The following is a 24,315-nucleotide window of genomic DNA, read 5'->3' on the forward strand; positions in this document are numbered from 1 at the left end:
ACTCACTTGGCGAGAGCCTCGGTGAGGACCTGCTCGGGCACCGCGCCGCCGGCGACCCGGCCGTCGTCGGTGACGATGGCGCTCGCGACGGCGGTGGTGATCAGCCGCCCGCTGCCCCAGCTACCGCTGACCGGCGTACCGAGCGAGGACAGGTCCGGGGCGGCACCGCCGGGGCGGCCCTGGTCCCCGGGAGTCGGCCGGCCCTGCGGTGCTGTGGGTGCCTTACCGACGACCACGGTGTCCCACCCGTCGCCGACGACGGTGGTGCCGGCGGGCGGACCGCTCTGGCCGGGCGTGCCCTCGGGCTTGTCCGCCGGGGCCGGCTCGTCCGTCACGGTCGTGCCGGGCGGCGGGGTGAACGTGAACAGCGAGGCGTCCTGCGGGCCGAAGGTGAGGTCCGTGAAGCCGATCTCCAGCGCGGGGTTCGTCGAGCCGTTCGCGAGCACGGTGAGCCGGGTCGGGACGCGCTTCTCGGCGTCGACGGCGATCCGGACCTCGCGCAGCAGGGTGCGCTCGGTCGGGTTGGGCGCGAGCACCAGGTCGTAGGCGGGGCGGCCCGCGACCTCGGCGGTGCCGTCGACCGTGATCGTGCTGGTCTTGCCCAGGGTCTCGATCGCCTGCGCGGCCGCGGCCGTCGGGTCCGTGGCGGACCGCTGGTCCGGGGCGTGCTCCCCGGGGGTGACGGCGTGCTTGGCGGCCGTGCGGTCCGCGGAGTCGTAGGTCCACACCGTGGTCCCGTCCGCGACGACCGTCTTCTCGTCGGAGCCCGACGGGATCGAGAGCCGGCCCTTGCCGTCGTCACCGGACCAGACCCGGGCGGTGCTGGTGCCGTTCGCCAGCTGCGCCGGCGCACCGGGGATCGACGGGAGGCCGAGCGCGTTGTCCAGCGCCACCGTCCCGTTGAACGGCCCCGGCTTCGCCGTCAGCACCGAACTCACCAGGTCCTGCGCGGACACCGGCGGAAGCTCCGGCGCGGCCCCGGCGCCCGCCGGGACCGCGATCAGCCCGAGCCCGACGGCACCCGCGAGCGCCGCTCCCACACCGATCCGTGACCACGCACGTCCTGCCGTCATGTGCTCAGCCTGACGCATCACGGCTGAGAGTGTTCTGAGTCGCTGAGAGTGTTCTGAGCCGGCGTACCCGTTCCCGCCGGTGGTGACCGGTACGTTTCGGCCGATGGCACGAGTGCTGGTGGTGGACGACGAGCCCGGGGTGCGCACGGCGCTGACCCGCGGGCTCAGCGCCGAGGGCATGGAGGTCGTCGCGCTCGCGGACGGTCCGTCCGCCCTGCGCGCGGCCCTGACCGGCAGTTTCGACGCCGTCGTGCTGGACATCATCATCCCCGGGCTCTCCGGTTACCGGGTCCTGGAGCAGCTGCGCGCGGCCGGCGTGGACACCCCCGTCCTGCTGCTCTCCGCCAAGGACGGCGAGGTGGACCAGGCGGACGGGCTGGACCTCGGCGCGGACGGCTATCTCGTCAAACCGTTCTCGTTCGTCGTGCTCGTCGCCCAGCTCAAGGCGATGCTGCGGCGCCGGGACGCGACGCTCGGCCGCACCGGCCGGCGCGTCCGCCTCGGCGCGCTGGTCGTCGACCCGGCGTCGCGCACGGTGACCTGGGAGGCCACGCCGATCGAGCTGTCCCCGCGGGAGTTCGAGCTGCTGCACGCGCTCGCCAGCCGGCCGGACACCGCCGTCGCGAAGGACGAGCTGCTGCGGCTGGTCTGGGGGGACGAGCAGGCGGCCAGCCGGAACGTCGTCGAGGTCTACGTGGGGTACCTGAGGCGCAAGCTCGACGCCGTCGGGGCCGGACACCTGCTGCGCACCGTCCGCGGGCACGGATATCTGGTCGGCACGGGGTGAGACGGCCCGGATGAGTCGACGCGCGGTCCGGCTGCGGGCCTGGTGGCGGCGGCGCTCGCTGCGGGTCCGGATCACCGTCGTGGTGGGGGGCGTCGCGCTGGTCGCGCTGCTGGCCCTGAGCCGGCTCGGCGTCGGGCTGCTCTACACCACGCTCCTCGGCGCCGCGGACGTCGAGCTGCGGGGTCAGGCGGAGATCGTCGCCGGCCGGTTGACGAGCGGGGAGACCGTGAACGCGCCGGGGATCGCGCCGTCGATCCGGATCGTGGACGTCGCCGGGAACCCGGTCGACGGCCGCGGCCCGCTCCCGCTCCAGGCGCGGAACGTCCGCCGGCTCGCGGCCGGCGAGGCGGAGTCGGTGTTCCGCGGCCGGGACGCGACGCGCTGGATCGCGGAGCCCGTGGTGATGCCGGACGGCACGACGAAGCTGGTCCTGGCCTCGGGGGACCTCGTCGGCGGGGCGACCCTGCTGGCACGCGCGGCCGTCGGCTTCCTGCTCGCGGCGTTGCTGGTGGCCGCGATCGTCGCGGCGACGGCGTGGGTCGCCACCCGGTTCGCGCTGCGGCCCGTGGACCGGATGCGCTCCGCCGCCGCGGCGCTCCCGCCCGGGGAACGGCTGCCCCTGCCCGTCGCCCGGGACGAGCTGCGGTCCCTCGCCGAGGAGATGAACTCGCTGCTCGCCCGCCGGGACGACGCCGTGACCCGGCTCGAGCGCTTCACCGGGGACGCCGCGCACGAGCTGCGCTCACCCGTCGCGGCGATCCGCGCGCAGGCCGAGGTCGCCGTCATGCACCCGGATCCGGCGCTGGCCGAGGAGACGCTGCGGGACGTCGCGGGGGAGGCCCAGCGGCTGTCCGGGCTGCTCTCGGACCTGCTCGCGCTCGCCCGGGCGGACGCCGGGCGGCGGCCCGCGGCCGAACCGGTGGACCTGGTCGGCGCGGCGCGGCTCGCCGTGGCCCGCGCCGGGCAGGACGGCCCGGTGGTCGAGCTGGTCGCGCCCGCCGCGGCGTCCGTGGCCGCGAGCCCCGCGGAGATCGGGCTCGTGCTGGACAACCTGATCGGCAACGCCCGCCGCTACGCCCGCACGCTGGTCCGGGTCGAGGTGCTGCCGGCGGGGCGGCGCACCCGGCTCGTCGTGTCCGACGACGGGCCGGGCATCCCGGCCGAGGAGCGCCGCCGGGTCTTCGACCGCTTCACCCGCCTCGCACCCGAAGCCGACGGCGGCCACGCGGGCCTGGGCCTCGCCCTGGTCGAGGCGCTGGTGGGCGGGCGCGGCGGCGAGGTCGTCGCGGGGGAGTCCGCCTGGGGCGGCGCTCGCCTGGAGGTCCGCTGGCCCACCCCCACCTGACCCGCCCCGCGAGTCGCGACGAGAGACCGCGTGAGTCGGGATGTGGGACCGGCGAGTCGGGATCTCCCGCCCGGCTTGACACGATCACGCGCATGCCCGTCCTGCGCTCCACGACGTTCGTCGACGCCCCGCGCCGCCTCGTGGCCGGAATGCTCCGGGACTCCGAGGCCGCGCGGGAGGCCCTCGCCAGGGCCGGGCACGACTTCTCGTCGTCCGTCCGGCTGCTCGCACCCGGGGACGAGGCGGTCCTCGTCGGCCGCGTCCTCCCCGGCGTCCGGCTGTCGTTCCGGACCCGCATCCTGCGGGTCTCGCCCGACGGGATGACGTCCGTGCTGGTCGGCGGCCTCGCCCGCGCGCTCACCCACACCACCACGCTCACCGACGAGGGCGGCGGGACCCGGCTGACCGACGAGATCGGCTGGACGTCCCCGTTCGGCCTGCTCGGCCGCCTCAGCGACGTCGTGCTCGTCCGGAGGCTGATCAGGCACATCCTCGACGTCCGGGCCGTCGCCTTCACCCAGCGCGCGGCGGCGCTCGCCGACGGCTCAGTCGTCGTCGCGACCGCGCTGGTCCGGGACGACCGGGTGCTCGCCGCGCGCCGGTCGTATCCCCCGGAGCTGGCCGGGCGCTGGGAGCTGCCCGGCGGACGCGTCGAGCCGGGGGAGAGCGAGGCGGACGCGCTGGCCCGGGAGTGCCGCGAGGAGCTGGGGACCGACGTGGTCGCCCGGGAACGGCTGGGCACCGATCTGCCCGTCCCCGGCGCGCTGGTGCGGGTGTACGTCGCGGATCCCGCGCCGGGCTCCGCGGAACCGCGGGCGCTCGAACACCTGGAGATCCGCTGGGTGGGCGCGGGGGAGCTGGCCATGCTGGGCTGGGTGGAGGCGGACCGCGCGGTCGTCGCGGACCTGCAGGGACTGCTCGCGGACCGCTGATCACCGGACGCGACCCCGACGCGGCCATCGGTGGCCGTACCCGGGTCGATTCCGACGATCACCGGAGCGGAAGCCCCGGGCACCGCCCACCGCGCCGCGCTGCGCCGAACCGGTGATCGTCGGATCCGACGGAACCGGCACGGGCCGCGGTCCGTCGAAGGTGGTCATGACGGTCAACCCGCACCTCAGCGTCGCTGTCCACCTCCGCCGCCAGGCCGGTGTGATCACCCGGCGGCAGGCGCGCGCCGCCGGGCTCTCGGCGGACACGATCGACCGCAGGCTCGCGAGCCGCCGCTGGAAACCGCTGCACCCGCAGGTCTACCTGGACTCCGCGCACCGGCCCACGGACGAGGTGCGGGTCCGGAGCGCGGTGCTCTGGGCGGGCGGCGACGCCGTCCTGTCCGGGGTCGCGGCGGCGTGGTGGCACGGGATCGCCACCGCGCTGCCGGAGAACGTGCAGGTCACGGTTCCGCGAGCCCGGTGTCCGCGGGCGCGGCCGGGCGTGGGCGTCCGGCGGCGGGAGCTCGAGGCCGCCGACCTGACCTCCCGGCTCGGCGTCTCCGTGACGGCGGTTCCGCTCACCGTCCTGGAGGCCGCCGTCGAGCTCGGGCCGGCCGGACCGCCGTTCCTGGACCGGGCCCTGCAGGTCTCGACCACGTTCCCCGAGGTCCGCGAGGCCTACCACCGCAACCTCGGCACGCACGGCTCGTCGACCATGCGGGCGCTGCTCACCGCGGCCGCGGATCACTCGGCGTCCGCGGCGGAGCGGCGGCTCGCGGACCTGCTCCGCGAGGCCCGGCTCACGGGCTGGCGGCCGCACTTCCCGTTCTCGGGGTTCCTGGTCGACGTCGCGTTCCCGGAGTACCGGCTCGCCCTCGAGGTCGACGGGTGGGCGGGCCACGTCGACGACGCCCGCCGGCAGCAGGACCTGTGGCGGCGCAGCGTGCTGACGCGAGGCGGCTGGACGGTGCTCCGGTTCACCTGGCACGACATCGTCGGCCGGCCGCGGGCGGTGCTGGCGGAGATCGTGCACGCGATCGGGCGCGGCCGACGGGCCCGGACGGTCTCGTGATAGCCCGTAACGGGCACTGGATCGGTCGAGAGAGCGCTGGATCACTGTGTGAAGTAGGTCATCATCCAGGCATGATCCACGCCCGATGACGAGCGCTCCGGACCACCAGGGTGTAGTGGGCCGAAACGGCGTTCCGCCGCAGCGCCCGGCCCGCGCGGGCCACCCCGGAGGGCGTCGCGGACCATGATCGGAAAGCAGTTGCGCGACAGCGTACCCGTACCGAGCGGTGAAGCGGAATCGCTGGTCAGAGGGCATGCGGGAGTGCACAACACCCCGGCCGGACGGCCCGTGGGCCTCAGTAGACGCGGGCGGCCTTGATCGCGCGCGCGAGCTCCTTACCCCGCAGATCCAGCTTGTCGATCTTGGACATCCGGAGCGCCACCACGGGGCAGTTCTTGCACCGTTTCGGCTTCGAGCGGCAGCACTTCTTCTTCACCTTGCCCATCGTGAGGGGAGCCTAGGCTGACCTACGGCGGGGGTCCAGGGTTCGGGCGAGATACCGTGAAGTGTGACCACACCCGGATCCATTCTCGAGGCCGCCCCGGAGACCGCCGATCGCGGTCTTCCCGACGCGCGGCACGAGCTGCGCAACGTCGCCATCGTGGCGCACGTCGACCACGGAAAGACCACTCTCGTCGACGCCATGCTGCGCGCTTCCGGTGCGTTCGGTGAGCGTGCGGAGCTCGTGGACCGCGTGATGGACTCCGGCGATCTCGAGCGCGAGAAGGGCATCACCATTCTCGCGAAGAACACCACTGTCAACTGGCACGGCGTGACGGTGAACGTCATCGACACCCCCGGCCACGCGGACTTCGGCGGCGAGGTCGAGCGCGGCCTCTCCATGGTCGACGGCGTGGTGCTGCTCGTCGACGCCTCCGAGGGGCCGCTGCCGCAGACCCGCTTCGTCCTCCGCAAGACCCTCGCCGCAGGCCTGCCGGTCATGCTGGTCGTCAACAAGACCGACCGCGCCGACGCGCGGATCGAAGAGGTCGTCGACGAGTCGCTGGAGCTGCTGCTCGAGCTGGCCGACGAGCTCGAGCTCGACGAGGACGCCACCGCCCGGCTGCTCGACCTCCCGGTCGTGTACGCGTCCGGCCGCGCCGGGCGCGCGAGCCGCAACCGGCCCGGCGACGGCGAGCTGCCGGACTCCGAGGACCTCCAGCCGCTGTTCGACGTCCTGATGGACACCGTGCCGCCGCCCGCGGACGACCCCGACGCGCCGCTGCAGGCGCACGTCACCAACCTCGACGCCACCAACTTCCTCGGCCGGATCGCGCTCTGCCGCATCCGCGCCGGCGTCATCCGCCGCGGCCAGCAGGTCGCGTGGATGCAGGAGGGTGGCAAGGTCACCCGCGTCAAGATCACGGAGCTGCTGCGCACCGAGGCCCTGACCCGCGTCCAGGCCGACGCCGCCTACGCCGGTGACATCGTCGCGGTCGCGGGTATCTCGGACGTGACCATCGGCGACACCCTCGCGGACCCGGACAACCCCGTCGCGCTCCCGCGCATCCACGTGGACGAGCCGGCGATCTCGGTGACGATCGGCATCAACACCTCGCCGCTCGTCGGCCGGGACCCGCACCCGGGCGGCAAGCTCACCGCCCGCCAGGTGAAGAGCCGGCTGGACTCGGAGCTCGTCGGCAACGTCAGCCTCCGGGTGCTGCCCACCGAGCGCCCGGACACCTGGGAGGTCCAGGGGCGTGGCGAGCTCGCGCTGGCGATCCTGGTCGAGACCATGCGCCGCGAGGGCTTCGAGATGACCGTCGGCAAGCCCGAGGTCGTCACGAAGGTCATCGACGGCAAGGTGCACGAGCCGTTCGAGCAGATGTCCTGCGACGTGCCGTCGGAGAGCCTCGGCGCCGTCACCCAGCTACTCGCCGCGCGCAAGGGCGAGATGTCCCAGATGGTGCACGGCGATACCCGGGTCCGGCTGGACTTCCGGGTCCCGTCCCGCGGCCTGATCGGCTTCCGCACCGAGTTCCTGACGATCACCCGCGGCGCGGGCATCATGAGCCACGTCTTCGACGGTTACAGCCCGTGGGTCGGGGAGATCAACAACCGGCTCCGCGGCTCGCTGATCGCGGACCGCAGCGGGCCCGTCACGGGCTACGCGGTGGACGCGCTGAGCGACCGCGGCGTGCTGTTCGTCGGCCCGGGCACCACCGTCTACGACGGCATGGTGATCGGTGAGTACACGCGCAACGAGGACCTCGAGGTCAACATCGTGCGCGAGAAGAAGCTGACCAACATGCGCAAGTCGACGAGCGACGAGCTGGTGAAGCTCACCCCGCCGACGGTCCTGAACCTCGAGCAGGCGCTCGAGTTCTGTGCCAACGACGAGTGCGTCGAGGTGACCCCGGAGAACGTCCGGATCCGCAAGGTCGAGCTGGACTCGCACCTGCGCGGTCGTCAGCGTGCCCGGGCGAAGGCCGCCAACGCGTCCAAGGCGTGACCCACCGCCGCCCGGGCAGGGCCGATCGAGGAGTCGATCAGCCCCACCCGGGCGGTGTCGTGTGTCGGTGCGACGATGGCCCCCCGGCGGGCCACACGGCCCGCCCCGGCGGGAGGACGGGCATGAGGACCGAGCGATCGCTGCTCGCCGTGCTGGTCGCGGCGCTGCTCGCGTTCCTCGCCGCGTGCACCGACCGACCCGTCGACCAGCCCGCGCCCGCCCCCGCTCCGCCGCCCGTCCCGATGTCGACCCAGGTCGTCGTCGGTGTCGACGACCTGGGCTCCGGTTTCAACCCGCATCTGACGGCGGACCGGTCCGCGGTCACGACGGCGCTGTCCACCCTGGTCCTGCCCTCGGTGTTCCGGCCGGACGCGAACGGGGACCTGCAGCTCGACCGGACCATCGCGACGAGCGCCGAGGTCACTTCCACCAGCCCGTTCACGGTCAGCTACGAGCTGAACGTGCAGGCGTCCTGGTCGTCGAACTCGCCCATCGCCGCCGAGGACTTCGTCTACCTCTGGGAGCAGATGCGCTCCCAGCCCGGGACGGTCGACGCCGCGGGGTACAAGCTGATCACCGACGTGCGCTCGCGGGCCGGCGGAAAGGCCGTGGACGTCGTGTTCTCCGAGGCGTACCCGAACTGGTCGCACCTCTTCTCGGACCTGCTGCCCGCGCACATCCTCAAGGACGCCCCGGGTTCCTGGACGGGCGCGCTCGCCGGCGGGCTCCCGGTGTCCGGCGGGCCGTTCCGCGTCGTGACGGTGGACCGCTCGCGCGGCGAGGTCGTCCTCGCGCGCAACGACCTCTACTGGGCCACCCCCAGCACCCTGGACCAGATCGTGCTGCGACGGCTCGATCCGCCGACGCTGGCCGAGGGCCTGCGCACGGGGGACGTCCAGGTGGCGATCCCGGCCTCGGGCGCGAAGGTCCGCGCCGCCCTCGCGCCGCTGGGCGCCGCCGTCCGCACGCAGCCGGCGCCGCGGCCTACCGTCAGCGAGCTCCGGCTGCGGTCCGACGGCGGCCCGCTCGTCGACACCCGGGTGCGGCAGGCCGTATGCGCGATCGTGGACCGGGAGGCGATCCGCACCGCCGTCGCCCCGGACTCACTCGCCGCGGACGCGTTCGGCCTCGCCCCCTCCCAGCCGGGCTACGCCGCCACCGCGCCCGCGGGTGCTCCCGCCCGCCGGGACCCGGCGGCGGCGGAGCAGCTGCTCACCGAGGCCGGCTACACGCGCGACGCCGACGGCCGGTGGTCCCTGGGCGGGACGCCGCTGCGGCTCGTGATCGGCGCCGGCGCCGAACGGACGACCGACGTGGCGGTGGCGCAGCTCGTCGCGCAGCAACTGCGGGCCGCGGGGATCACGGTCGACGTGGTCGCCCCGCCCTCGGCGGACCTGTTCACAGCGCCGACCGTGCCCGCCACCCCGCCGTCCACGACGAGCACGGCCCCCTCGTCGGGCGCTAGCGCGTCGCCCACGACGACCCCGGCCCCCACGCCCGCCGCGGCCCCGACGGCCACCATCGCACCGACCACGGCGCCGAGTACCACCCTCTCCTCCGCCGCCCCGGCGCCGGGCGCGGCGGTCCCGGTCGACGTCCTGGTGCGTCCCCGCGCGGTCGGCGGCGACCTCGGTGCCCAGCTCGCGTCGGACTACGGCTGCGCCACCCCGACGGCGACCGTCCCGAACCCGCCGGCGACCCCGACGGCCTTCTGCTCCACGGCCCTGCAGCCGGTCCTGGACAGCCTCGCGAACGCCGCGACCCCCGACCCCGGACAGCTGGCCACGACCGAGCGGGTGCTGTGGGCGCAGCTGCCCGCGCTGCCGTTGTTCCAGCCCGTGGGCCTCGTCGTCAGCACCACCGCGGGCGACGCGGCGACGGCCGGGATCGGACCCGGCCCGTTGACCACGGGCCCCCTCACGGGCGCCCAGCGCTGGACCGCGCCACCCGGCTGAGAAGCGCTTTATCGCCTCCCGCATGCTGGACGTTACCGTTGGGTAATAAGCTCGTATCTGCGGTTTTCTCGCCTGGTCACCCTTTGGTCACGAAGCTGGCGGGAAGCCTGTGCGATTCCTAAGTTGCTCGGGGCGGTGCGCCAGTCTCAGCACAGGGACGCGTCTCGCCGCACCGAACTGAACGGGTCTGCCGATCGGGAGGGCCCGGCAACGAAGGGTCAGGAAAGTCGATGAGGAGATCGAGGGCAGCCCTGTCTGCCGTCGCGGTCACGGCGGTGGCCAGCATCGTGCTCGCGGGCTGCTCCCAGCAGTCCAACCAGAATTCAGGACAGACCGCCGCGGCGGCAACCGGTTTCCCGGAGACGGCCGACGCCCCGGACGTGCCGGGCAAGCCCGGTGGCGTCTTCCGTCTCGGCATCGTCGAGCCCACGGCGATCGACCCGTACAACGCCCAGGAGTCCGAGGGCATCCTGGTCAACAAGCAGCTGTTCACCGGGCTCGTCCAGGTCGAGCCGGACGGCACCGTGATCCAGGGCGTGGCGGACAAGTGGGGGTCGAACGCGGACTGCACGCAGTGGACGTTCACCCTCAAGCAGGGGACGACGTTCAGCAACGGGGAGGTCGTCGACTCCGCGTCGTTCAAGCGTGGCTGGGAGCGGACCGCCGCGAAGGCCTCCGCCTCCGATGTCGCGTACCACCTGGACGAGGTCCAGGGCTACGCCCAGATGCAGGACGGCAGCGCCCAGGCGCTGTCCGGCGTCGACGCCACGGACCCGAACGTCCTGAAGGTCGCGCTCTCCAAGCCGGACTGCGAGTTCGAGATCCGCGGCGCGCACCCGGCGCTGAGCCCGGTCCCGACCGTCGCCGGCGCGGCGAGCAACACGACCTACAACGACCTCCCGATCGGCAACGGCCCGTTCAAGATGGACGGCCCGTGGCAGCACGACAAGGGCATCCGGCTCGTCCGCAACGACACCTACGGCGCCGGCCCGAAGGCGAACCTCGACGCCGTCGAGATCACCATCACTCCGGCCGACCAGGGTGCGCAGGCCGAGTACAACGGCTTCCGGAACGGCCAGTTCGACTGGGCGCGCATGCCCACGCCCGTCCTCGCCCAGGCCCGGGCGCAGTACGACCCGCAGGGCCAGTGGCTGAACAAGAAGACGGCGGGCATCAACTACCTGCTCGTCTCGGTCACCCGGAAGCCCCTCGACACCGCGGACGCCCGCAAGGCGATCTCGGAGGCGATCGACCGCAACGCCATCGCCCAGGGCGTGTTCCAGAACTCGCAGGTCCCGGCCACCGCGCTGGTCCCCGCGTCGTTCAAGGGCGCGTACCAGGAGGGTGTGTGCACCGCCTGCAAGTACGACGTCGCGGACGCCAAGAGGCTCGCGCAGTCGTCCGGCCTCGTCCCCGGCACCGAGGTGAACTTCCAGTTCAACACCGGTGGCGGGCACGAGGAGTGGACCGCCGCGGTCAAGCAGCAGCTGGAGACCAACCTCGGGCTCAAGGTCACCTACAGTGGCGTGCCGTTCCGTGACCTGCTGAAGAACGAGCAGGCCCCGGGTGCCACCGGCCTCTACCGGGCGGCCTGGACTGCCGACTACCCCACGGCGGGCAACTTCCTCGGCCCGCTGCTCTCGACCGCCGCGATCGGCGCCGCGAGCCCGCAGGACGTCGCCCAGGGCGACAACCGCGGCCGCTACAGCAACCCGCAGTTCGACAGCCTGCTCGCGCAGGCGTCCTCCACCCAGGACGACGCCAAGCGCAACGACCTCTACAAGCAGGCCGAGAAGATCGCCATCGGCGACGACCTGGCGCTCATCCCGTTGTGGGCCCGCCAGCAGTCCCGGCTGGTCGACACCGCGAAGTTCGACAACATCAAGTTCGACTTCTTCGAGAACCCGACGCTGGCCACGATCACCACGAAGTAAGCCGGTCGTAGTCGACATCAGGCGGTGGCCCGGGGCGACGTAGAGTCCCCGGGTCACCGCCGTGTTCCGTCGGGAGTCCCCTCGCATGGGAAAGTTCATCCTGCGCCGAGCCGCCCAGGCGATCCTGGTCATCCTCGTCGCCACCCTGCTGATCTTCCTGGCCACCTTCGCCCTGGGAGATCCCTTCGCCTCCACCGGCGAGAAGGCCGTGCCGCCGGCGATCGCGGCCGCCAACCGCGCCAAGTACGGCATGGACCACTCGCTGCCGGTCCAGTACCTCACCTACCTGGGCAACATGGTCCGGGGAGACTTCGGCATCGACTTCAACCAGAACCGGCCCGTCTCGGAGCTGCTCGCCGCGACGATCCCGAACACGGTCAAGCTGGCCGTCGCCGCGATCCTGCTCGACGTGCTGATCGGGGTCGTCGCGGGCGTCATCGCCGCCGTCAAGCGCTACTCGTTCTGGGACGTCCTGGTCACCGTCACCTCGACGCTCGCGATCGGCATCCCGCCGTTCGTGATCGGCATCCTGCTGGTGGCCAACGTGTCCGGCTGGGGCCCGTTCCCGCCGGTCCCGCGAAGTTTCACGGTCCAGGTCAACTGGCTCAACGAGCTGATCCTGCCGGCGTTCACGCTGGCCGTCATCGACGCCGCGTTCATCGCCCGGCTGATGCGCGGGTCGATGCTCGAGGTGCTGAGAGCGGACTTCATCCGCACGGCCCGGGCCAAGGGCCTGCCCGAGCGCACCGTCATCACCAAGCACGCGATGCGCAACTCGCTGATCCCCGTCGTCACCTACGTCGGCATCTCGCTGGGCGTGCTGTTCGGCGGCGCGATCATCACCGAGACGATCTTCCAGTACAACGGCGTGGGCTACCTGCTGTCGCGGTCCATCGTGCAGAACAACGCGCCGGTCATCATCGCGATCGTGGTCTTCAGCGTCGTCGTGTACGTGCTGCTGAGCCTGATCGTGGACATCCTCTACGCCTATCTCGATCCGCGGATCAGGCTCAGTTGATCTTCCTGTGCCGAAGAGTCCGTCCGCGACAACTCGAGAGAACCGAGCCGAGGCCAACCCTCCCATGACCCTTCCCCCCTCGTCGTCCAGCGACCCGGCCGCCGGGGCGCTCGGACTGCCCACCGCCGAGATCGCCCCGCCCGAGCCCGACACCCCGGTGACCCCGGGGACCGCCCCGCGGCGCAGGAACAGCCAGTTCACCGACATCTGGCGCCGCTTCCGGCGCAACAAGCTCGCGATGGTCGGGCTGGTGATCATCGCCGTACTGGTCGTGCTGGCGATCATCGGTCCGTTCATCACCCCGTACGACCCGTTCGAGCAGAACCTGCTCAACACGCTGCAGCCCCCCGGCTCCAGCCACTGGTTCGGCACCGACGTGCTCGGCCGGGACCTCTACTCCGGCATCATCTACGGCGCCCGCGTCGCCATGATCGTCGGCGTGTGCACCGTGGCCTTCTCGCTGCTCATCGGGGTGTCCCTCGGTGCGCTGGCCGGCTTCAAGGGGGGTGCCTGGGACGCCGTGATCAGCCGGATCATGGACGTGTTCCTGGCCTTCCCGCAGCTGATCGGTGCGATCGTCGTCGTCCGGGCGATCGGCAACGGTGTCGCCACGGTGATCGTCGCGCTCGTCGTCCTCGGCTGGGTCACCACCGGCCGGCTCATGCGCGGGCAGATGCTCGCCCTGCGCGAGGCGGAGTACGTGGAGGCCGCCCGGTCGATCGGGGCGGACAACGGGCGGATCGTGCGCCGGCACATCCTGCCGAACGCCATCGCCCCGGTGTTCGTCTACGCGTTCACCAGCATCGGCGTGGCGGTGGTCGCCATGGCGTCGCTGTCCTACCTCGGCATCGGCGTCCCGCCGGACATCCCCGAATGGGGCCGGCTCATCTCCCAGGCGGTGAACTTCCTGCAGGTCGAGGGCAAGGCGTTCCTGTGGATCGCTCCCGCCGCCGCGATCGCGATCACGACCCTCGGGTTCGCGTTCGTCGCCGACGGCCTGCGGGACGCCCTCGACCCGAAGCTGCGGGGTGGCAACTGATGTCCGAGAACACCGCCCTCGCGAGCGAGGACGTCCTCGGCGCCCGCAGCGACGAGCGCCGCTCGCCGTTGCTCGAGGTCAAGGACCTCCGGGTGCATTTCAACACCCCGGCCGGCACGGTCAAGGCCGTCGACGGCGTCAACTGGCACGTGCACGAGGGCGAGACCCTCGCGATCGTCGGGGAGTCCGGCTCGGGCAAGTCCGTGTCCGCGATGACGATCCTCGGCCTGGTGCCGAGCCCGCCCGCCGTCTTCCCGAGCGGCGAGGTGCTGCTCAAGGGCCGCTCGCTGCTGGACATGCCGGAGAACCAGCAGCGCAAGCTGCGCGGCAACGACATCTCGATGATCTTCCAGGACCCGCTGACCGCGCTGAACCCCGTGTTCAAGGTCGGCGACCAGATCGCGGAGATGGTGCGGGTCCACCAGCGGATCGGCAAGCATGCCGCGTTCCGCAAGGCCGTCGACCTGCTCGGTGAGGTCGGCATCCCCAACCCGGCCGTGCGGGCGGGGCAGTACCCGCACGAGTTCTCCGGCGGCATGCGCCAGCGCGCCATGATCGCGATGGCGCTGGCGAACGACCCGCAGGTCCTGCTCGCGGACGAGCCCACCACCGCGCTCGACGTGACGGTGCAGGCGCAGATCATGCAGCTCCTGGTGGACCTGCAGGAGCGCCGCAACACCGCGATCGTGCTGATCACGCACGACCTCGGCCTGGTCGCGAGCCACGCGGACCGGATCGCGGTCATGTACGCGGGCCGGATCGTGGAGACGGGTACGACGGACGAGATCTTCAGCTCGCCCCGGCACGCCTACACCCACGGTCTGCTGTCCAGCCTGGCCCGGATGGACCACTCGCGGCCGGAGCGCCTCGAGCCGATCCCCGGACAGCCGCCGAACCTCGCCCGGGTGCCGCAGGGCTGCGCGTTCCACCCGCGGTGCGCGTTCGCGACGCAGGAGTGCATCGCCGAGGTCCCGCAGCTCGTCCCCCTGTCGCCGGGTTCCGGGCACCTGCACGCCTGCGTGCACCCGGACCAGGTCGCGATCGCGCACGACACCCCGCGGCCGCATGCCGCGTCCGTCGACGCCACGCCGTCCACCGGCGGCCGGCCGGTCGTCGAGGTGACGTCGCTGGTCAAGCACTTCCCGATCAAGTCCGGGGTGTTCATCCGGCGCGAGGTCGGCGCGGTGCAGGCGGTCAACGACATCAGCCTGGACATCGAACCGGGGACGACGTTGTCGTTGGTCGGGGAGTCCGGCTGCGGCAAGTCGACCGCGGCCCGGGCGATCCTGCGGCTGCACGAGCCGACGTCGGGCACCGTCCGGGTCGGCGACCGGGACGTCACGGCGCTGAGCCAGCAGGAGCTCCGCCGGGCCCGGGAGGACATGCAGATCGTCTTCCAGGACCCCTACGCGTCGCTCAACCCGCGGATGACGGTCCGGCAGATCCTCGAGGAGAAGTACGAGCTGCTCGGCGGGACGGTCACGGACACCACGATCGAGGACCTGCTCGAGACGGTCGGCCTGTCCGGGGAGTACGCGGACCGGTACCCCCACGAGTTCTCGGGCGGGCAGCGCCAGCGTGTCGGCATCGCCCGGGCGATCGCGCTCAACCCCAAGTTCGTCGTGCTCGACGAGCCGGTGTCCGCCCTCGACGTCTCCATCCAGGCGCAGATCCTGAACCTTCTGGAGAAGCTGCAGGCGGACTTCGGGCTGACCTACCTGTTCATCGCCCACGACCTGTCGGTGGTGCGCCACATCTCCGACCGCGTCGCGGTGATGTATCTGGGCCAGATCGTCGAGATCGCGGACCGGGACGAGCTGTTCGAGCGACCGCAGCACCCGTACACGCAGGCGCTGATCTCGGCCGTGCCGATCCCGGACCCGGTGATCGAGCGCGAGCGGGAGCGGATCGTGCTGGTCGGGGACGTGCCCAACCCGGCCAACCCGCCGTCGGGCTGCCGGTTCCGGACCCGCTGCTGGAAGTTCGCGGAGGTGCTCTCGGAGAGCCAGCAGCAGGCCTGCCTGGAGCAGGACCCGGAGCTGGTGCGGCACAGCGACGTCGCTACCCACAAGGCGGCATGTCACTACGCCGCCGAGCGCGAGGTCCTGCGCGGATGACCGACGCCCCGGTCGGGGTCCTGCACCACGTCGAGCTGTGGGTGCCGGACCTCGACCGGGCCGTCGCCGAATGGGGCCGGCTGCTCGGCCGGACCCCGATGTTCGCAGAGCGCCGCCCCTGGGCGGGCGACCCCGAGCACTACGCGGGCTACCTGGAGAACTCCGACGGGTTCGAGGTCGAGCTCGTCGCGCGGTCCGCCGGGAACCCGTAGGACACCAGCACGAGACCGGGGGGCACCTCTCGCTCGCCGGTCGGGGCGAAGCCGAGCGAGGCGTACAGCGCGCGGGCCGGCGCGTTGTCCCGGCCCGTCGAGACGACCACCCGGCGGTCCCGGGCGTGCGCCAGGACCGCGGTGACGAGCCGGCGGCCCAGGCCCCGGCGGAACGCCCGTGGCGCGACGACGAGGCGTTCGAGGTCGACCTCCTCGGCCGTCTCGCTCAGCGCGGCGGCGGCGAGCAGGCCGTGGTCGTCCCCGAAGGCGAGCCAGGTCAGCCCGGCGGCGGCGAGCGTCTCCGCGCTGTCGTGCAGGGCCGGGATGGCGTCCGAGCCGATCAGCCCCGCCTCCACCCGGTAGGACACGCGCTGGAGCGCGAGGAGCTCGACTGCGCACGCGGCCGGGTCCAGGCGCTCGGGAGGCTGCACGCGTGCAGCATCACACAGGCCCCGCCGCATAGAGTGCGCTCGTGACGCTCCCACGCACAGCTGGGCGTCGGCTGCTGCTGGTGCACGCACATCCCGACGACGAGACGCTGACCACCGGCGGTGCCATCGCCCGCTACACCGCGGACCCGGACACCTCCGTGACCGTGGTGACGTGCACCCTCGGCGAGGAGGGCGAGGTCATCCCGCCCGAGCTCCGCGAGCTGGCCCCGGACCGGGCGGACCAGCTCGGCGGGTACCGGATCCACGAGCTCGCGGGCGCACTGGCCGCCCTCGGCGGGCCGGACCACCGCTACCTCGGCGGCGCCGCGCACTGGCGGGACAGCGGCATGGTGCTGGCCGGGCACGGCGGCGTGTGGGCGGCGACCCCGGCCGAGCTGCACCCGCGCGCGCTGGCCGCGCCCGAGGCGTTCGACGAGCAGCTGGCCCGGCTCCTGGAGATCGTCGACGAGGTGCACCCGCAGGTCGTCGTCTCCTACGCGCACGACGGCGGCTACGGCCACCCGGACCACGTCCGCGCACACCTGCTGGTCGCCGCGGCGGTGCAGGCCCGCCCCGACGTCGTCGCGCGGCTGTTCCACGCCGTCGTCGGCCGGACCACCCTGGACAAGGGGCTCGCCGAGATCGTCGGGCTGCCGGGCCTGCCGTTCCGGGCGCCGGGCGACGACGAGCTTCCCGGCGTCCCGGACGCGGACGTCACGACCCGGTTGGACGTCACGGCGCACCGGGCCGCCCGGATCGAGGCGATGCAGGCGCACGCCACGCAGATCTCGGTGTGGGACAGCGGGCGCGGCCCGGTGGCCCTGGCGATGAGCAACGAGGTCGCGCAGCCGCTCCTCGACGTCGAGGAGTACGTGCTGGCGCGCGGCGCGGGCCCGGCCCCGGCGGACGACCTGTTCTCCGGGCTCGACCTGTGAAGGCCCTGACGCTCGTCGCGGTGCTGGCGGCCTCCGCCGCGCTGGCCGTCGCCGAGCTGCTCTACCAGCCCACATACGTCGGCACGGTGCCCGCTCCGCTCGGCACGCTGCTGATCCTCGGCACCATGCCGGCGATGATCCGCGGGGCCGCGACGGTCGCCGCGACCCCGCTCGTGGCGGGGTCGCCGCTGATGATCTGGCTGGTGGTCGTCGGCGTGCTGGGGCTCGCCGGGCCGGGCGGGGACGTGATGCTGCCGGAGACCTGGCAGTCCCTGCTGCTGCTCGTCGCGGCCCTGCTCGCGGGTCTGCTGACGTTGCGGCGGGTACTGGACGAGTCGTACGACCACCCGGGTACGGGCACGAGCGAGGAGAGCACGAGTGTCCGGACATGAGAACGGCGCCATCCCCGACTCCGTGATCGTCGGGGTGCTCCGGCCGTTCGTGCGGGCCACCCGGCCGGTGCTCGCCGGCCTGCGCGAGTCCGATCCGTTCGGCCTGCGCGGGCGGGGGCGCCCGGGCCCGGGCGCGGAGGACGAGCGCCCGCTCAAGAACAGGATCCTGGACACGCTGGCGTCCGTCGAGGTGCCGGGCACCGCCGCGTGGGCGGCGATGGACGTGCGGGGCCGCTCGCACTGGTGGGTCTACCGGGTCGGCCGGTTCACGACGCTGATCGCGGCGATCCCCGGCCTCGGCGGCGCGCTGGCCAGGACGTTGCCGGTGTCCGCCGCCGTCGGCGCCGCGGGACAGGGCCTGCTGCTCGTCGCGATCGCCGGCGAGCACGGAATCCACTCCCGCGCCGGCGAGGACCGGATCGTCGAGTTGCTCGCGTCGGTGCTGTTCGGCCGCGAGCTGACGCTGACCGGCACCCTGGACGCCGCCGAGGACGCCGTGGTCGACCGCAGGGCGGACGAGCTCACCGGGGACCTCGGCGAGAAGGACGCCTCCCCGGCGGTGGCCAGGATCGGCTCCGCGGTCTGGCGGCTCGGCCGGGCGCTGTACTCCGTCGAGGACGAGCTGGACAAGCGCCCGCACGGCCGCTTCTACCACGAGGCGATCGGCATGCTGCCCGTCGTCGGGGTGGCGGGGAAGTACTTCGGGGAGTGGTCCGGCCTCAAGCGTGCGGCGAAGGCCGCGGAGAAGCGGCTGGCGCGGGTGTGAGGTAGTGGTAGCGGTGGTGCTCGGTGCAGCCCAGCCGCTCGTAGAACGTCCGGGTGCCGGTGTTGTGCAGCGCCACCTGCAAAACGGCCCACTTCGCGCCGCGCGCCAGCGCCCAGCGGGCGGCGGCCGCGGTGAGTGCGGTCCCGACCCCGGTGCGCCTGGCGGCGGGGGACGTCGACAGCCGGGACAGGTGCAGGTGGTCCTCGACGAGCGCGCCGCGCACGGCTCCGAGCGGCTCCGGTCCGGCGAGGCCGAAGACGGTCGGCGGCCCGCCCGGGCCCGGATCGAGGACGTGTCGCTGCGCCGGCGTCGGCTCGGCGCCCTCGGAGAACTCCCACCAGGTCGACGACGCGCGGTCGGTCAGGGAGACGGGCACCCGGCCGTCGGCGCCCGTCAGCAGAGTGAGATCCGCCACCAGGACCGCGACCTCGGCGCCCGCGTCGTGCCCGCGGTCGAGGACCCAACCGGCGCGCTGGACGGCCGTCGACCACGGCGAGCCGATCGGCGTCTGCACCCGCGGCGGGACGCCCTCGTGCGCAGCCGCGAACTCCTGGACGGCGGCGAGCGCGTCGGTGACCGGCATGCCGGGATCCCCGACCGCCAGGCACGAGTTCGCACGCCCGGTGAAACCGTCCGCCGCCCGCAGCCGCCAGGCGCCCAAGGGGCGGTCGACCAGCGCCGGCCAGGCGTCCGCACACAACGACTCCAGCCGCGTCACCGCACTCCAGGAGGCCCGGCGCGGGGGTGCCGGGGGTACCGCGCGAACCGCGACGACGGCCTCCCGCGGGACTCGCACCGCACCCTTCCGGGTCTCGACGACGACCGTGCCCCCGCCACCGTCGGACAGGGTGCCGACGGCGTCGGTGAAAAGGGGCCTGCCGTCCCGTTCCCCGATCCGGTGCCGGAGCGCGACACGCGCGCCGAGCACCGCGTCGAGGTCGATCCCGTCGCGTGTCACTGAGGCTTACCTTCCCATGCCGGGGCCACGAGCCGCGGGTTAACCTGCCACAGCGTGGAGCGCGCTCGAGCGCGCACCACACAGTGTTTCCACAGCCGTAGTTGGAGGACGACCCGTGACGTACGTGATCGCAGAGCCTTGCGTCGATCTCAAGGACAAGGCGTGCATCGAGGAATGTCCGGTCGACTGCATCTACGAGGGTGGCCGGATGCTCTACATCCACCCCGACGAGTGCGTGGACTGCGGTGCCTGTGAGCCGGTCTGCCCCGTCGAGGCCATCTACTACGAGGACGACGTGCCGGACCAGTGGGGCGCGTACACCAAGGCGAACGCGGACTTCTTCGAGGAGCTGGGCTCCCCGGGCGGCGCGTCGAAGGTCGGCCTGGTGGAGAAGGACGTGGAGCCGGTCCTGAGCCTGGCACCGCAGTCGCACGACGAGTGAGTCCCGTCGCGCTCCCGGACTTCCCCTGGGACTCGCTGACCGGAGCCCGCGAGCTCGCCGCACGGCATACGGGGGGCCTGGTCGACCTGTCGGTCGGCACTCCGGTCGACCCTGTGCCCGCCGTGATCCGCGACGCGCTCGCCGGGCCGGCCGCCGAGATCCCCGGCTACCCGACGACGCACGGCACGCCCGCCCTGCGCGAGGCCGTCGCCGCGTCGCTGGGCCGGCGCTTCGGCGTCACGGGGCTCGACCCGGCCGCGGTGCTGCCCACGATCGGCTCCAAGGAGCTGGTCGCGTGGCTGCCGACGCTGCTGGGCCTCGGCGCGGGGGACGTCGTCGGCGTCCCGGCGGTCGCCTACCCCACCTACGAGGTCGGGGCGCTGCTGGCGGGGGCCACCCCGGTCCGGCTCGCGGACGGCGAGGCCCCGCCCGCGGGGACCCGGCTGGTCTGGCTGAACTCGCCGTCGAACCCGACGGGCCGGGTGCTCGACGCCCGCGCGATGCGCGCCTCGGTCGAGGCGGCTCGCGCCGTCGGGGCCACCGTCGCGTCGGACGAGTGCTACCTCGGCCTGGCCGCTCCCGCGCTGGGGGCGGTGTCCGTGCTGCACCCGGACGTCTGCGACGGCCGGCACGAGGGACTGCTCGCCGTGCACTCGATGTCCAAGACCTCGAACCTCGCCGGCTACCGCGCCGCGTTCCTCGCCGGGGACCCGGCGCTGGTCGGCGCGCTGCTCGAGATTCGCAAGCACGCCGGGATGATCGTCCCGCACCCGGTGCAGGCCGCCCTGGCTGCGGCCGCGTCGGACGACGCGCACGTGCGGGCCCAGGTCGCGCTCTACGACGGCCGGCGGGCCCGGCTGCGCGCCGCCGCCGAGGCGTTCGGGCTGCGCGTGGACCACTCCGAGGCCGGGCTCTACCTCTGGGCCACCGCGGGCCGGCCGTGCCGGGAGACCGTGCAGGCGCTGGCGGAGAGGGGGATCCTCGTCGCCCCGGGTGAGTTCTACGGGGACGCCGGCGCGGAGCACGTCCGGATCGCGCTGACGGCGTCGGACGAACGGATCGACGCGGCGGTGGCCCGGCTGACCTCGGATCGACCGGGCAGATGACCTCTCCCGTCCCCGCGACCACGCGGATCCGGCCGGTGGTCGTCCTGCTCGGGCTGCTCGCCCTCGCCGCGAACCTCCGCACCGCCCTGGCGGGCTATCCGCCCCTGCTGGAGACCGTCCGCGCCCAGCTCGGGGTCTCCTCGGGTGCCGCCGGCCTGGTGCAGGCCGGGGCGGTGCTGATGATGGCCGTCGGGTCGTTCGTCGGTTCCGGGATCGGCTCCCGGTTCGGCCGGGAGCGCGCGGCGGGCGGCGCCGTCGGGTTGGTGGCGCTCGGCAGCGTCCTCCGCGGGATCCCGGCGCTGGCCCCGCTGATCGCGGGCAGCCTCGTCGTCGGGCTCGGGATCGGCCTGGCCGGGGTGCTGCTCGCCGGGATCGTCAAGGAGCACCTGGCCGCCCGGGCGGGCGCCGTGACCGGCGGCTACGTGGTCGCGATGATGGTCGGCGCGACCGTCGCGTCGGCCGTCGCGGTGCCGCTGTCGGTCGGGCTGGGTGGCTGGTCGTTCTCGCTCGCCGTGTGGGCGGTACCGGCGGTCGTCGCCTGCGCGGTGTGGGCGCCGGTGGCGCTGCGCGTCGGCCGACCGGACCGGACCGGGCCACCTGTGCGGCTGCCGTGGCGGGACCCGTTCGCCCGGAAGGCCGCCTGCTACATGTCCGGGACGTCGTTGATGTTCTACGGCTGGCTGACCTGGCTCTCGCCGTACTACGAGAGCCACGGCTGGAGCCCGCAGCGCGCGGGCCTGCTGCTCGCGGTCTGGAGCGTCGCGCAGATCCCGGCCGCGCTGCTCGCCCCGGTGCTGGCCGAACGTCGCCGGCGCTGGCGGTTCTGGTCCTCGCTCACGCTGGCCTGCGGGCTGGCCGGGACGCTCGGCGCGCTGCTGCTGGCGGAGCCGGGCGTCGTCGGCCCGTGGCCGTGGGCGGTGCTGATGGGGATCGGTGTCGGTGCCGGCTTCCCGATGGGCCTCGCGGTGATCGCGTGGAACACCCCCGACGGCGCGACGAGCGCCGCCACCAGCGGGTTCGCCATGGGCATCGGCTACCTGGCGGCCGGGCTGGGGCCCCTGCTGATGGGAGTGCTGATCGACCTGACCGGCGGGTACGTCGCCGCGATCGTGGTGCTGCTGGTCGCCGGGACGGTGCAGGGGCTGGCGATCTGGCGGATCGGGGACCACCGGCCCGATCCGGCTACCGCTTCGCTCGGCTAGCTCCCCCTACAGGTCCGCGGCGAGCTCCCTGACCTGTTCCCAGGCCGCCCACCACTCGGTGCGCTTCTGCTCGGCCCGGGTCCGCTCGCGCTCGACGAGCCGGCCGGCGACGAACACCACGAGCGCGTCCGGGGATTCGCCCAGCCCGTCGAGCAGGCCGCGGATCCGCTCCTCGGCCACGCAGGCGTCCTGGTGGTCCCCGAGGACCTCCTGGAGCACCGCCGTCGCCTGCAGCAGCCGCTTGACCGGCCTGCCGAGCATCGGCAGCACCAGCTCGCCCACGTACCGGACGCGCTTCACCCGGATCCGCAGCTCGTGCAGGGTCGCGTCCGGCGGGTGCTCCCCGGCCCGCTCGACGTTGCGCCGAAGCTTGTGCGCCTCCCTGCGGACGAGGTCGACGAGCTCGGGCTGCGCCTGCGTCGCCGACGGGGTGGGCAGGGGCAGCCGGATCGCGTCCGCCAGCCGCTCCAGCAGGGCGGCGTAGCGGGGCGCCTCGAGGGCGGCCAGCATCTCCGCCCGGGCCTGCTCGCGTTCGGTCTCCAGGGCCGCGACGAGCTGCTCCGCCGCCCGTTGCTCGGCGGTCGGCAGGCTCGCCGCCTCCCCGCCGAGCCGCAGCAGCAGGACGTCGAGGTCCCGGACCGGTCCGAGCGCCCGGCCGAGCCGGCCGAGCTCCTCGCGCAAACCGTCGGACCACGGGCCGTCGAGCAGCGGGCGGGCGGCCTTCAGCGCGGCCCGCATTCGCCGCACCGACACCCGCATCTGGTGCAGGTCCTCGATGTCCGTGCCGACCCTCGTCCCCGGGTCGTGCGCGAGCAGCGCCCGTAGCCGCAGGTCCAGCGCGGCGCGGACGTGGTGCGCCGGCGGGTCCGCGGGGGTCGCGGTGAGCGGCGCGGGGAGGTCGGCGACGGCGATCGGCCGCCGCCCGTTCCGAACCTGGGTCATCAGTTCGCGTGCAGCGCGGCGTTGAGCGCGATGCCCTCGCCGGTGCGGGGAAGGGCCTCGACGGCGCCGGTGACGCTGTTGCGGCGCAGCAGCACGCCGTCCTGGCCGGAGAGCGTGCGGGCGGCCACGGTGGTGCCGTCGGGCAGGGTCACCTTCGTGCCGGCGGTGACGTAGAGGCCTGCCTCCACCACGCAGTCGTCGCCCAGCGAGATGCCGATGCCGCCGTTCGCGCCCAGCAGGCAGCGCCGGCCGATCGAGATGACCTGGGTGCCGCCACCGGAGAGCGTCCCCATGATCGAGGCGCCCCCGCCGACGTCCGAGCCGTCGCCCACGACGACGCCCGCGGAGATCCGGCCCTCCACCATCGACGAGCCGAGCGTGCCGGCGTTGAAGTTCACGAAGCCCTCGTGCATGACCGTCGTGCCCTCGGCGAGGTGGGCGCCGAGCCGGACCCGGTCCGCGTCCGCGATCCGCACGCCCGACGGGAGCACGTAGTCGACCATCCGCGGGAACTTGTCCACGCCGTACACGGCGACTGCGCCGCGGGCCCGCAGCTTCGCGCGGACGAGCTCGAACCCGGGGACCGCGCACGGCCCGAAGTTGGTCCACGCGACGTTCGCGAGCAGGCCGAACTGGCCGTCGAGGTTGATCTCGTGCGGCCGGACGAGCCGGCCGGAGAGCAGGTGCAGCCGCAGGTACACGTCGGACGCGTCGACCGGCTTGTCCGCCAGCGACCCGATCTCGGTGCGGACGATCCTGGTGGTGACCTCGCGCGCCTCGTCGTCGCCGGTGAGCGGCTCGAGCGCGGCGGTGGTGTCGACGGCGTCCGCGCCCAGGGCGGGAGCCGGGTACCAGGTGTCGAGGATCGTCCCGTCCGGGGTGACGGTGGCGAGGCCGGTGCCGGAGGCACCCTCGCTGCGGAAACCTGTGCTGAACTCGGTGCTCACGTCTGCGCAATCTACGTCAGTGGGTGCCGTGGCCCGGGCGCCGGTGGTCCGGGTGGCTGTCAGGGGTGCTCGTCGGTGGCCTTTGCTCCGCGCACACGGCCGCACCGCCCGAGGGCGCCGGTGGCGAGAAGCACCCGGAGCGCAGGTGGTGATCGCGGTCAGCGGTAGAAGACGGCCATCGGTGACCGCCTCGTACCGCGAACGGCGATCAAGGGTGCGAGGGACGGCGCGGTCACTCCCGGCCGTCGGGGCGGAGCG

General features: G+C 73.4%; 23 protein-coding genes. 17 read left to right on the forward strand and 6 right to left on the reverse strand.

Going from position 1 to position 24,315, the window contains the following annotated elements; all coding sequences use genetic code 11:
• Positions 1–2 precede the first annotated feature (2 nt).
• Positions 3–1,073, reverse strand: a complete 1,071-nt coding sequence (locus JWP64_RS09940) for an outer membrane lipoprotein carrier protein LolA (RefSeq protein WP_297495012.1) — start codon at positions 1,071–1,073, stop codon at positions 3–5.
• A gap of 103 nt (positions 1,074–1,176) precedes the next feature.
• Here JWP64_RS09940 and JWP64_RS09945 point away from each other — a divergent pair, with 103 nt between their 5' ends.
• The 4 genes from JWP64_RS09945 (at position 1,177) to JWP64_RS09960 (ending at position 5,209) form a co-directional block, all read left to right on the forward strand.
• Complete coding sequence (locus tag JWP64_RS09945) at positions 1,177–1,860, forward strand: response regulator transcription factor (protein WP_297495013.1); 684 nt, start codon at positions 1,177–1,179, stop codon at positions 1,858–1,860.
• Between the two features lie 10 nt (positions 1,861–1,870).
• Positions 1,871–3,205 (forward strand): HAMP domain-containing sensor histidine kinase, encoded by a 1,335-nt coding sequence (locus tag JWP64_RS09950; RefSeq protein ID WP_297495016.1) that lies wholly within the window; start codon positions 1,871–1,873, stop codon positions 3,203–3,205.
• Between the two features lie 92 nt (positions 3,206–3,297).
• Complete coding sequence (locus tag JWP64_RS31470) at positions 3,298–4,137, forward strand: NUDIX domain-containing protein (protein ID WP_366889688.1); 840 nt, start codon at positions 3,298–3,300, stop codon at positions 4,135–4,137.
• A 166-nt stretch (positions 4,138–4,303) separates the two neighbouring features.
• The gene (locus JWP64_RS09960) at positions 4,304–5,209 is read left to right on the forward strand and encodes a DUF559 domain-containing protein (RefSeq protein WP_297495019.1); all 906 of its coding nucleotides are present in this window, start codon (positions 4,304–4,306) and stop codon (positions 5,207–5,209) included.
• A gap of 295 nt (positions 5,210–5,504) precedes the next feature.
• Here JWP64_RS09960 and JWP64_RS09965 read toward each other — a convergent pair whose 3' ends face one another.
• The gene (locus JWP64_RS09965) at positions 5,505–5,654 is read right to left on the reverse strand and encodes a hypothetical protein (RefSeq protein ID WP_297495022.1); all 150 of its coding nucleotides are present in this window, start codon (positions 5,652–5,654) and stop codon (positions 5,505–5,507) included.
• Positions 5,655–5,735: 81 nt separating this feature from the next.
• On the opposite strand from JWP64_RS09965, the gene typA reads away from it, so the two are divergent.
• The 7 genes from typA (at position 5,736) to JWP64_RS10000 (ending at position 15,936) form a co-directional block, all read left to right on the forward strand.
• Positions 5,736–7,661 (forward strand): translational GTPase TypA, encoded by a 1,926-nt coding sequence (gene typA / locus JWP64_RS09970; protein WP_297495343.1) that lies wholly within the window; start codon positions 5,736–5,738, stop codon positions 7,659–7,661.
• A 122-nt stretch (positions 7,662–7,783) separates the two neighbouring features.
• Entirely contained in the window at positions 7,784–9,616 is a 1,833-nt protein-coding gene (locus tag JWP64_RS09975; protein WP_297495024.1) for an ABC transporter family substrate-binding protein, read from the forward strand.
• Between the two features lie 230 nt (positions 9,617–9,846).
• Positions 9,847–11,550, forward strand: coding sequence for an ABC transporter substrate-binding protein (locus JWP64_RS09980; protein WP_297495026.1), 1,704 nt, complete (start codon positions 9,847–9,849; stop codon positions 11,548–11,550).
• An 85-nt stretch (positions 11,551–11,635) separates the two neighbouring features.
• Positions 11,636–12,568 (forward strand): ABC transporter permease, encoded by a 933-nt coding sequence (locus JWP64_RS09985; protein ID WP_297495028.1) that lies wholly within the window; start codon positions 11,636–11,638, stop codon positions 12,566–12,568.
• 64 nt (positions 12,569–12,632) lie between these two features.
• Positions 12,633–13,607 (forward strand): ABC transporter permease, encoded by a 975-nt coding sequence (locus tag JWP64_RS09990; RefSeq protein WP_297495031.1) that lies wholly within the window; start codon positions 12,633–12,635, stop codon positions 13,605–13,607.
• On the forward strand, positions 13,607–15,724 hold the full coding sequence (locus tag JWP64_RS09995; protein ID WP_297495034.1) for an ABC transporter ATP-binding protein: 2,118 nt from the start codon (positions 13,607–13,609) through the stop codon (positions 15,722–15,724). Before JWP64_RS09990 ends, JWP64_RS09995 begins: the two co-directional genes overlap by 1 nt.
• Positions 15,721–15,936, forward strand: a complete 216-nt coding sequence (locus tag JWP64_RS10000) for a VOC family protein (protein ID WP_297495038.1) — start codon at positions 15,721–15,723, stop codon at positions 15,934–15,936. The genes JWP64_RS09995 and JWP64_RS10000 overlap by 4 nt, the downstream gene beginning before the upstream one ends.
• Here JWP64_RS10000 and JWP64_RS10005 read toward each other — a convergent pair.
• On the reverse strand, positions 15,873–16,367 hold the full coding sequence (locus tag JWP64_RS10005) for a GNAT family N-acetyltransferase (RefSeq protein ID WP_297495041.1): 495 nt from the start codon (positions 16,365–16,367) through the stop codon (positions 15,873–15,875). The genes JWP64_RS10000 and JWP64_RS10005 overlap by 64 nt on opposite strands.
• A 41-nt stretch (positions 16,368–16,408) precedes the next feature.
• Here JWP64_RS10005 and mshB point away from each other — a divergent pair, with 41 nt between their 5' ends.
• Genes mshB through JWP64_RS10020 form a run of 3 tightly spaced genes read left to right on the forward strand, consistent with a single transcriptional unit; the run spans position 16,409 to position 18,460 of the window.
• A complete protein-coding gene (gene mshB / locus JWP64_RS10010) occupies positions 16,409–17,302 on the forward strand; it encodes an N-acetyl-1-D-myo-inositol-2-amino-2-deoxy-alpha-D-glucopyranoside deacetylase (protein WP_297495044.1) in 894 nt (297 codons plus the stop codon).
• On the forward strand, positions 17,299–17,694 hold the full coding sequence (locus JWP64_RS10015) for a hypothetical protein (RefSeq protein ID WP_297495047.1): 396 nt from the start codon (positions 17,299–17,301) through the stop codon (positions 17,692–17,694). Before mshB ends, JWP64_RS10015 begins: the two co-directional genes overlap by 4 nt.
• Positions 17,681–18,460, forward strand: coding sequence for a hypothetical protein (locus tag JWP64_RS10020; protein WP_297495049.1), 780 nt, complete (start codon positions 17,681–17,683; stop codon positions 18,458–18,460). Before JWP64_RS10015 ends, JWP64_RS10020 begins: the two co-directional genes overlap by 14 nt.
• On the opposite strand, the gene JWP64_RS10025 is transcribed toward JWP64_RS10020, so the two are convergent.
• The gene (locus JWP64_RS10025; RefSeq protein ID WP_297495052.1) at positions 18,414–19,418 is read right to left on the reverse strand and encodes a GNAT family N-acetyltransferase; all 1,005 of its coding nucleotides are present in this window, start codon (positions 19,416–19,418) and stop codon (positions 18,414–18,416) included. The genes JWP64_RS10020 and JWP64_RS10025 overlap by 47 nt on opposite strands.
• Before the next feature lie 115 nt (positions 19,419–19,533).
• On the opposite strand from JWP64_RS10025, the gene fdxA reads away from it, so the two are divergent.
• Genes fdxA through JWP64_RS10040 form a run of 3 tightly spaced genes read left to right on the forward strand, consistent with a single transcriptional unit; the run spans position 19,534 to position 22,168 of the window.
• Positions 19,534–19,860 (forward strand): ferredoxin, encoded by a 327-nt coding sequence (gene fdxA, locus JWP64_RS10030; RefSeq protein ID WP_297495055.1) that lies wholly within the window; start codon positions 19,534–19,536, stop codon positions 19,858–19,860.
• On the forward strand, positions 19,857–20,966 hold the full coding sequence (gene dapC, locus JWP64_RS10035; protein ID WP_297495058.1) for a succinyldiaminopimelate transaminase: 1,110 nt from the start codon (positions 19,857–19,859) through the stop codon (positions 20,964–20,966). The genes fdxA and dapC overlap by 4 nt, the downstream gene beginning before the upstream one ends.
• Positions 20,963–22,168: an MFS transporter gene (locus JWP64_RS10040; protein ID WP_297495061.1), complete on the forward strand. Its 1,206-nt coding sequence runs from the start codon at positions 20,963–20,965 to the stop codon at positions 22,166–22,168. The genes dapC and JWP64_RS10040 overlap by 4 nt, the downstream gene beginning before the upstream one ends.
• 6 nt (positions 22,169–22,174) lie before the next feature.
• Here the strand turns inward: JWP64_RS10040 and JWP64_RS10045 are convergent, their stop codons facing one another.
• Both JWP64_RS10045 and dapD read right to left on the reverse strand, forming a co-directional pair.
• Positions 22,175–23,110, reverse strand: a complete 936-nt coding sequence (locus JWP64_RS10045) for a CHAD domain-containing protein (RefSeq protein ID WP_297495064.1) — start codon at positions 23,108–23,110, stop codon at positions 22,175–22,177.
• Entirely contained in the window at positions 23,110–24,057 is a 948-nt protein-coding gene (gene dapD, locus JWP64_RS10050) for a 2,3,4,5-tetrahydropyridine-2,6-dicarboxylate N-succinyltransferase (protein WP_297495066.1), read from the reverse strand. Before dapD ends, JWP64_RS10045 begins: the two co-directional genes overlap by 1 nt.
• Positions 24,058–24,315: the final 258 nt, after the last annotated feature.

Source organism: Pseudonocardia sp. (assembly GCF_025465255.1).
In the GTDB taxonomy this organism is placed as follows: Bacteria; Actinomycetota; Actinomycetes; order Mycobacteriales; family Pseudonocardiaceae; genus Pseudonocardia.

What these genes read in the sequence shown, in the direction of transcription:
- JWP64_RS09940 (WP_297495012.1), bottom strand. Translation starts at nt 1,073, where the DNA reads ATGACGGCAGGACGTGCGTGGTCACGGATCGGTGTGGGAGCGGCGCTC.
- JWP64_RS09945 (WP_297495013.1), top strand. Translation starts at nt 1,177, where the DNA reads ATGGCACGAGTGCTGGTGGTGGACGACGAGCCCGGGGTGCGCACGGCG.
- JWP64_RS09950 (WP_297495016.1), top strand. Translation starts at nt 1,871, where the DNA reads ATGAGTCGACGCGCGGTCCGGCTGCGGGCCTGGTGGCGGCGGCGCTCG.
- JWP64_RS31470 (WP_366889688.1), top strand. Translation starts at nt 3,298, where the DNA reads ATGCCCGTCCTGCGCTCCACGACGTTCGTCGACGCCCCGCGCCGCCTC.
- JWP64_RS09960 (WP_297495019.1), top strand. Translation starts at nt 4,304, where the DNA reads ATGACGGTCAACCCGCACCTCAGCGTCGCTGTCCACCTCCGCCGCCAG.
- JWP64_RS09965 (WP_297495022.1), bottom strand. Translation starts at nt 5,654, where the DNA reads ATGGGCAAGGTGAAGAAGAAGTGCTGCCGCTCGAAGCCGAAACGGTGC.
- JWP64_RS09975 (WP_297495024.1), top strand. Translation starts at nt 7,784, where the DNA reads ATGAGGACCGAGCGATCGCTGCTCGCCGTGCTGGTCGCGGCGCTGCTC.
- JWP64_RS09980 (WP_297495026.1), top strand. Translation starts at nt 9,847, where the DNA reads ATGAGGAGATCGAGGGCAGCCCTGTCTGCCGTCGCGGTCACGGCGGTG.
- JWP64_RS09985 (WP_297495028.1), top strand. Translation starts at nt 11,636, where the DNA reads ATGGGAAAGTTCATCCTGCGCCGAGCCGCCCAGGCGATCCTGGTCATC.
- JWP64_RS09990 (WP_297495031.1), top strand. Translation starts at nt 12,633, where the DNA reads ATGACCCTTCCCCCCTCGTCGTCCAGCGACCCGGCCGCCGGGGCGCTC.
- JWP64_RS09995 (WP_297495034.1), top strand. Translation starts at nt 13,607, where the DNA reads ATGTCCGAGAACACCGCCCTCGCGAGCGAGGACGTCCTCGGCGCCCGC.
- JWP64_RS10000 (WP_297495038.1), top strand. Translation starts at nt 15,721, where the DNA reads ATGACCGACGCCCCGGTCGGGGTCCTGCACCACGTCGAGCTGTGGGTG.
- JWP64_RS10040 (WP_297495061.1), top strand. Translation starts at nt 20,963, where the DNA reads ATGACCTCTCCCGTCCCCGCGACCACGCGGATCCGGCCGGTGGTCGTC.
- JWP64_RS10045 (WP_297495064.1), bottom strand. Translation starts at nt 23,110, where the DNA reads ATGACCCAGGTTCGGAACGGGCGGCGGCCGATCGCCGTCGCCGACCTC.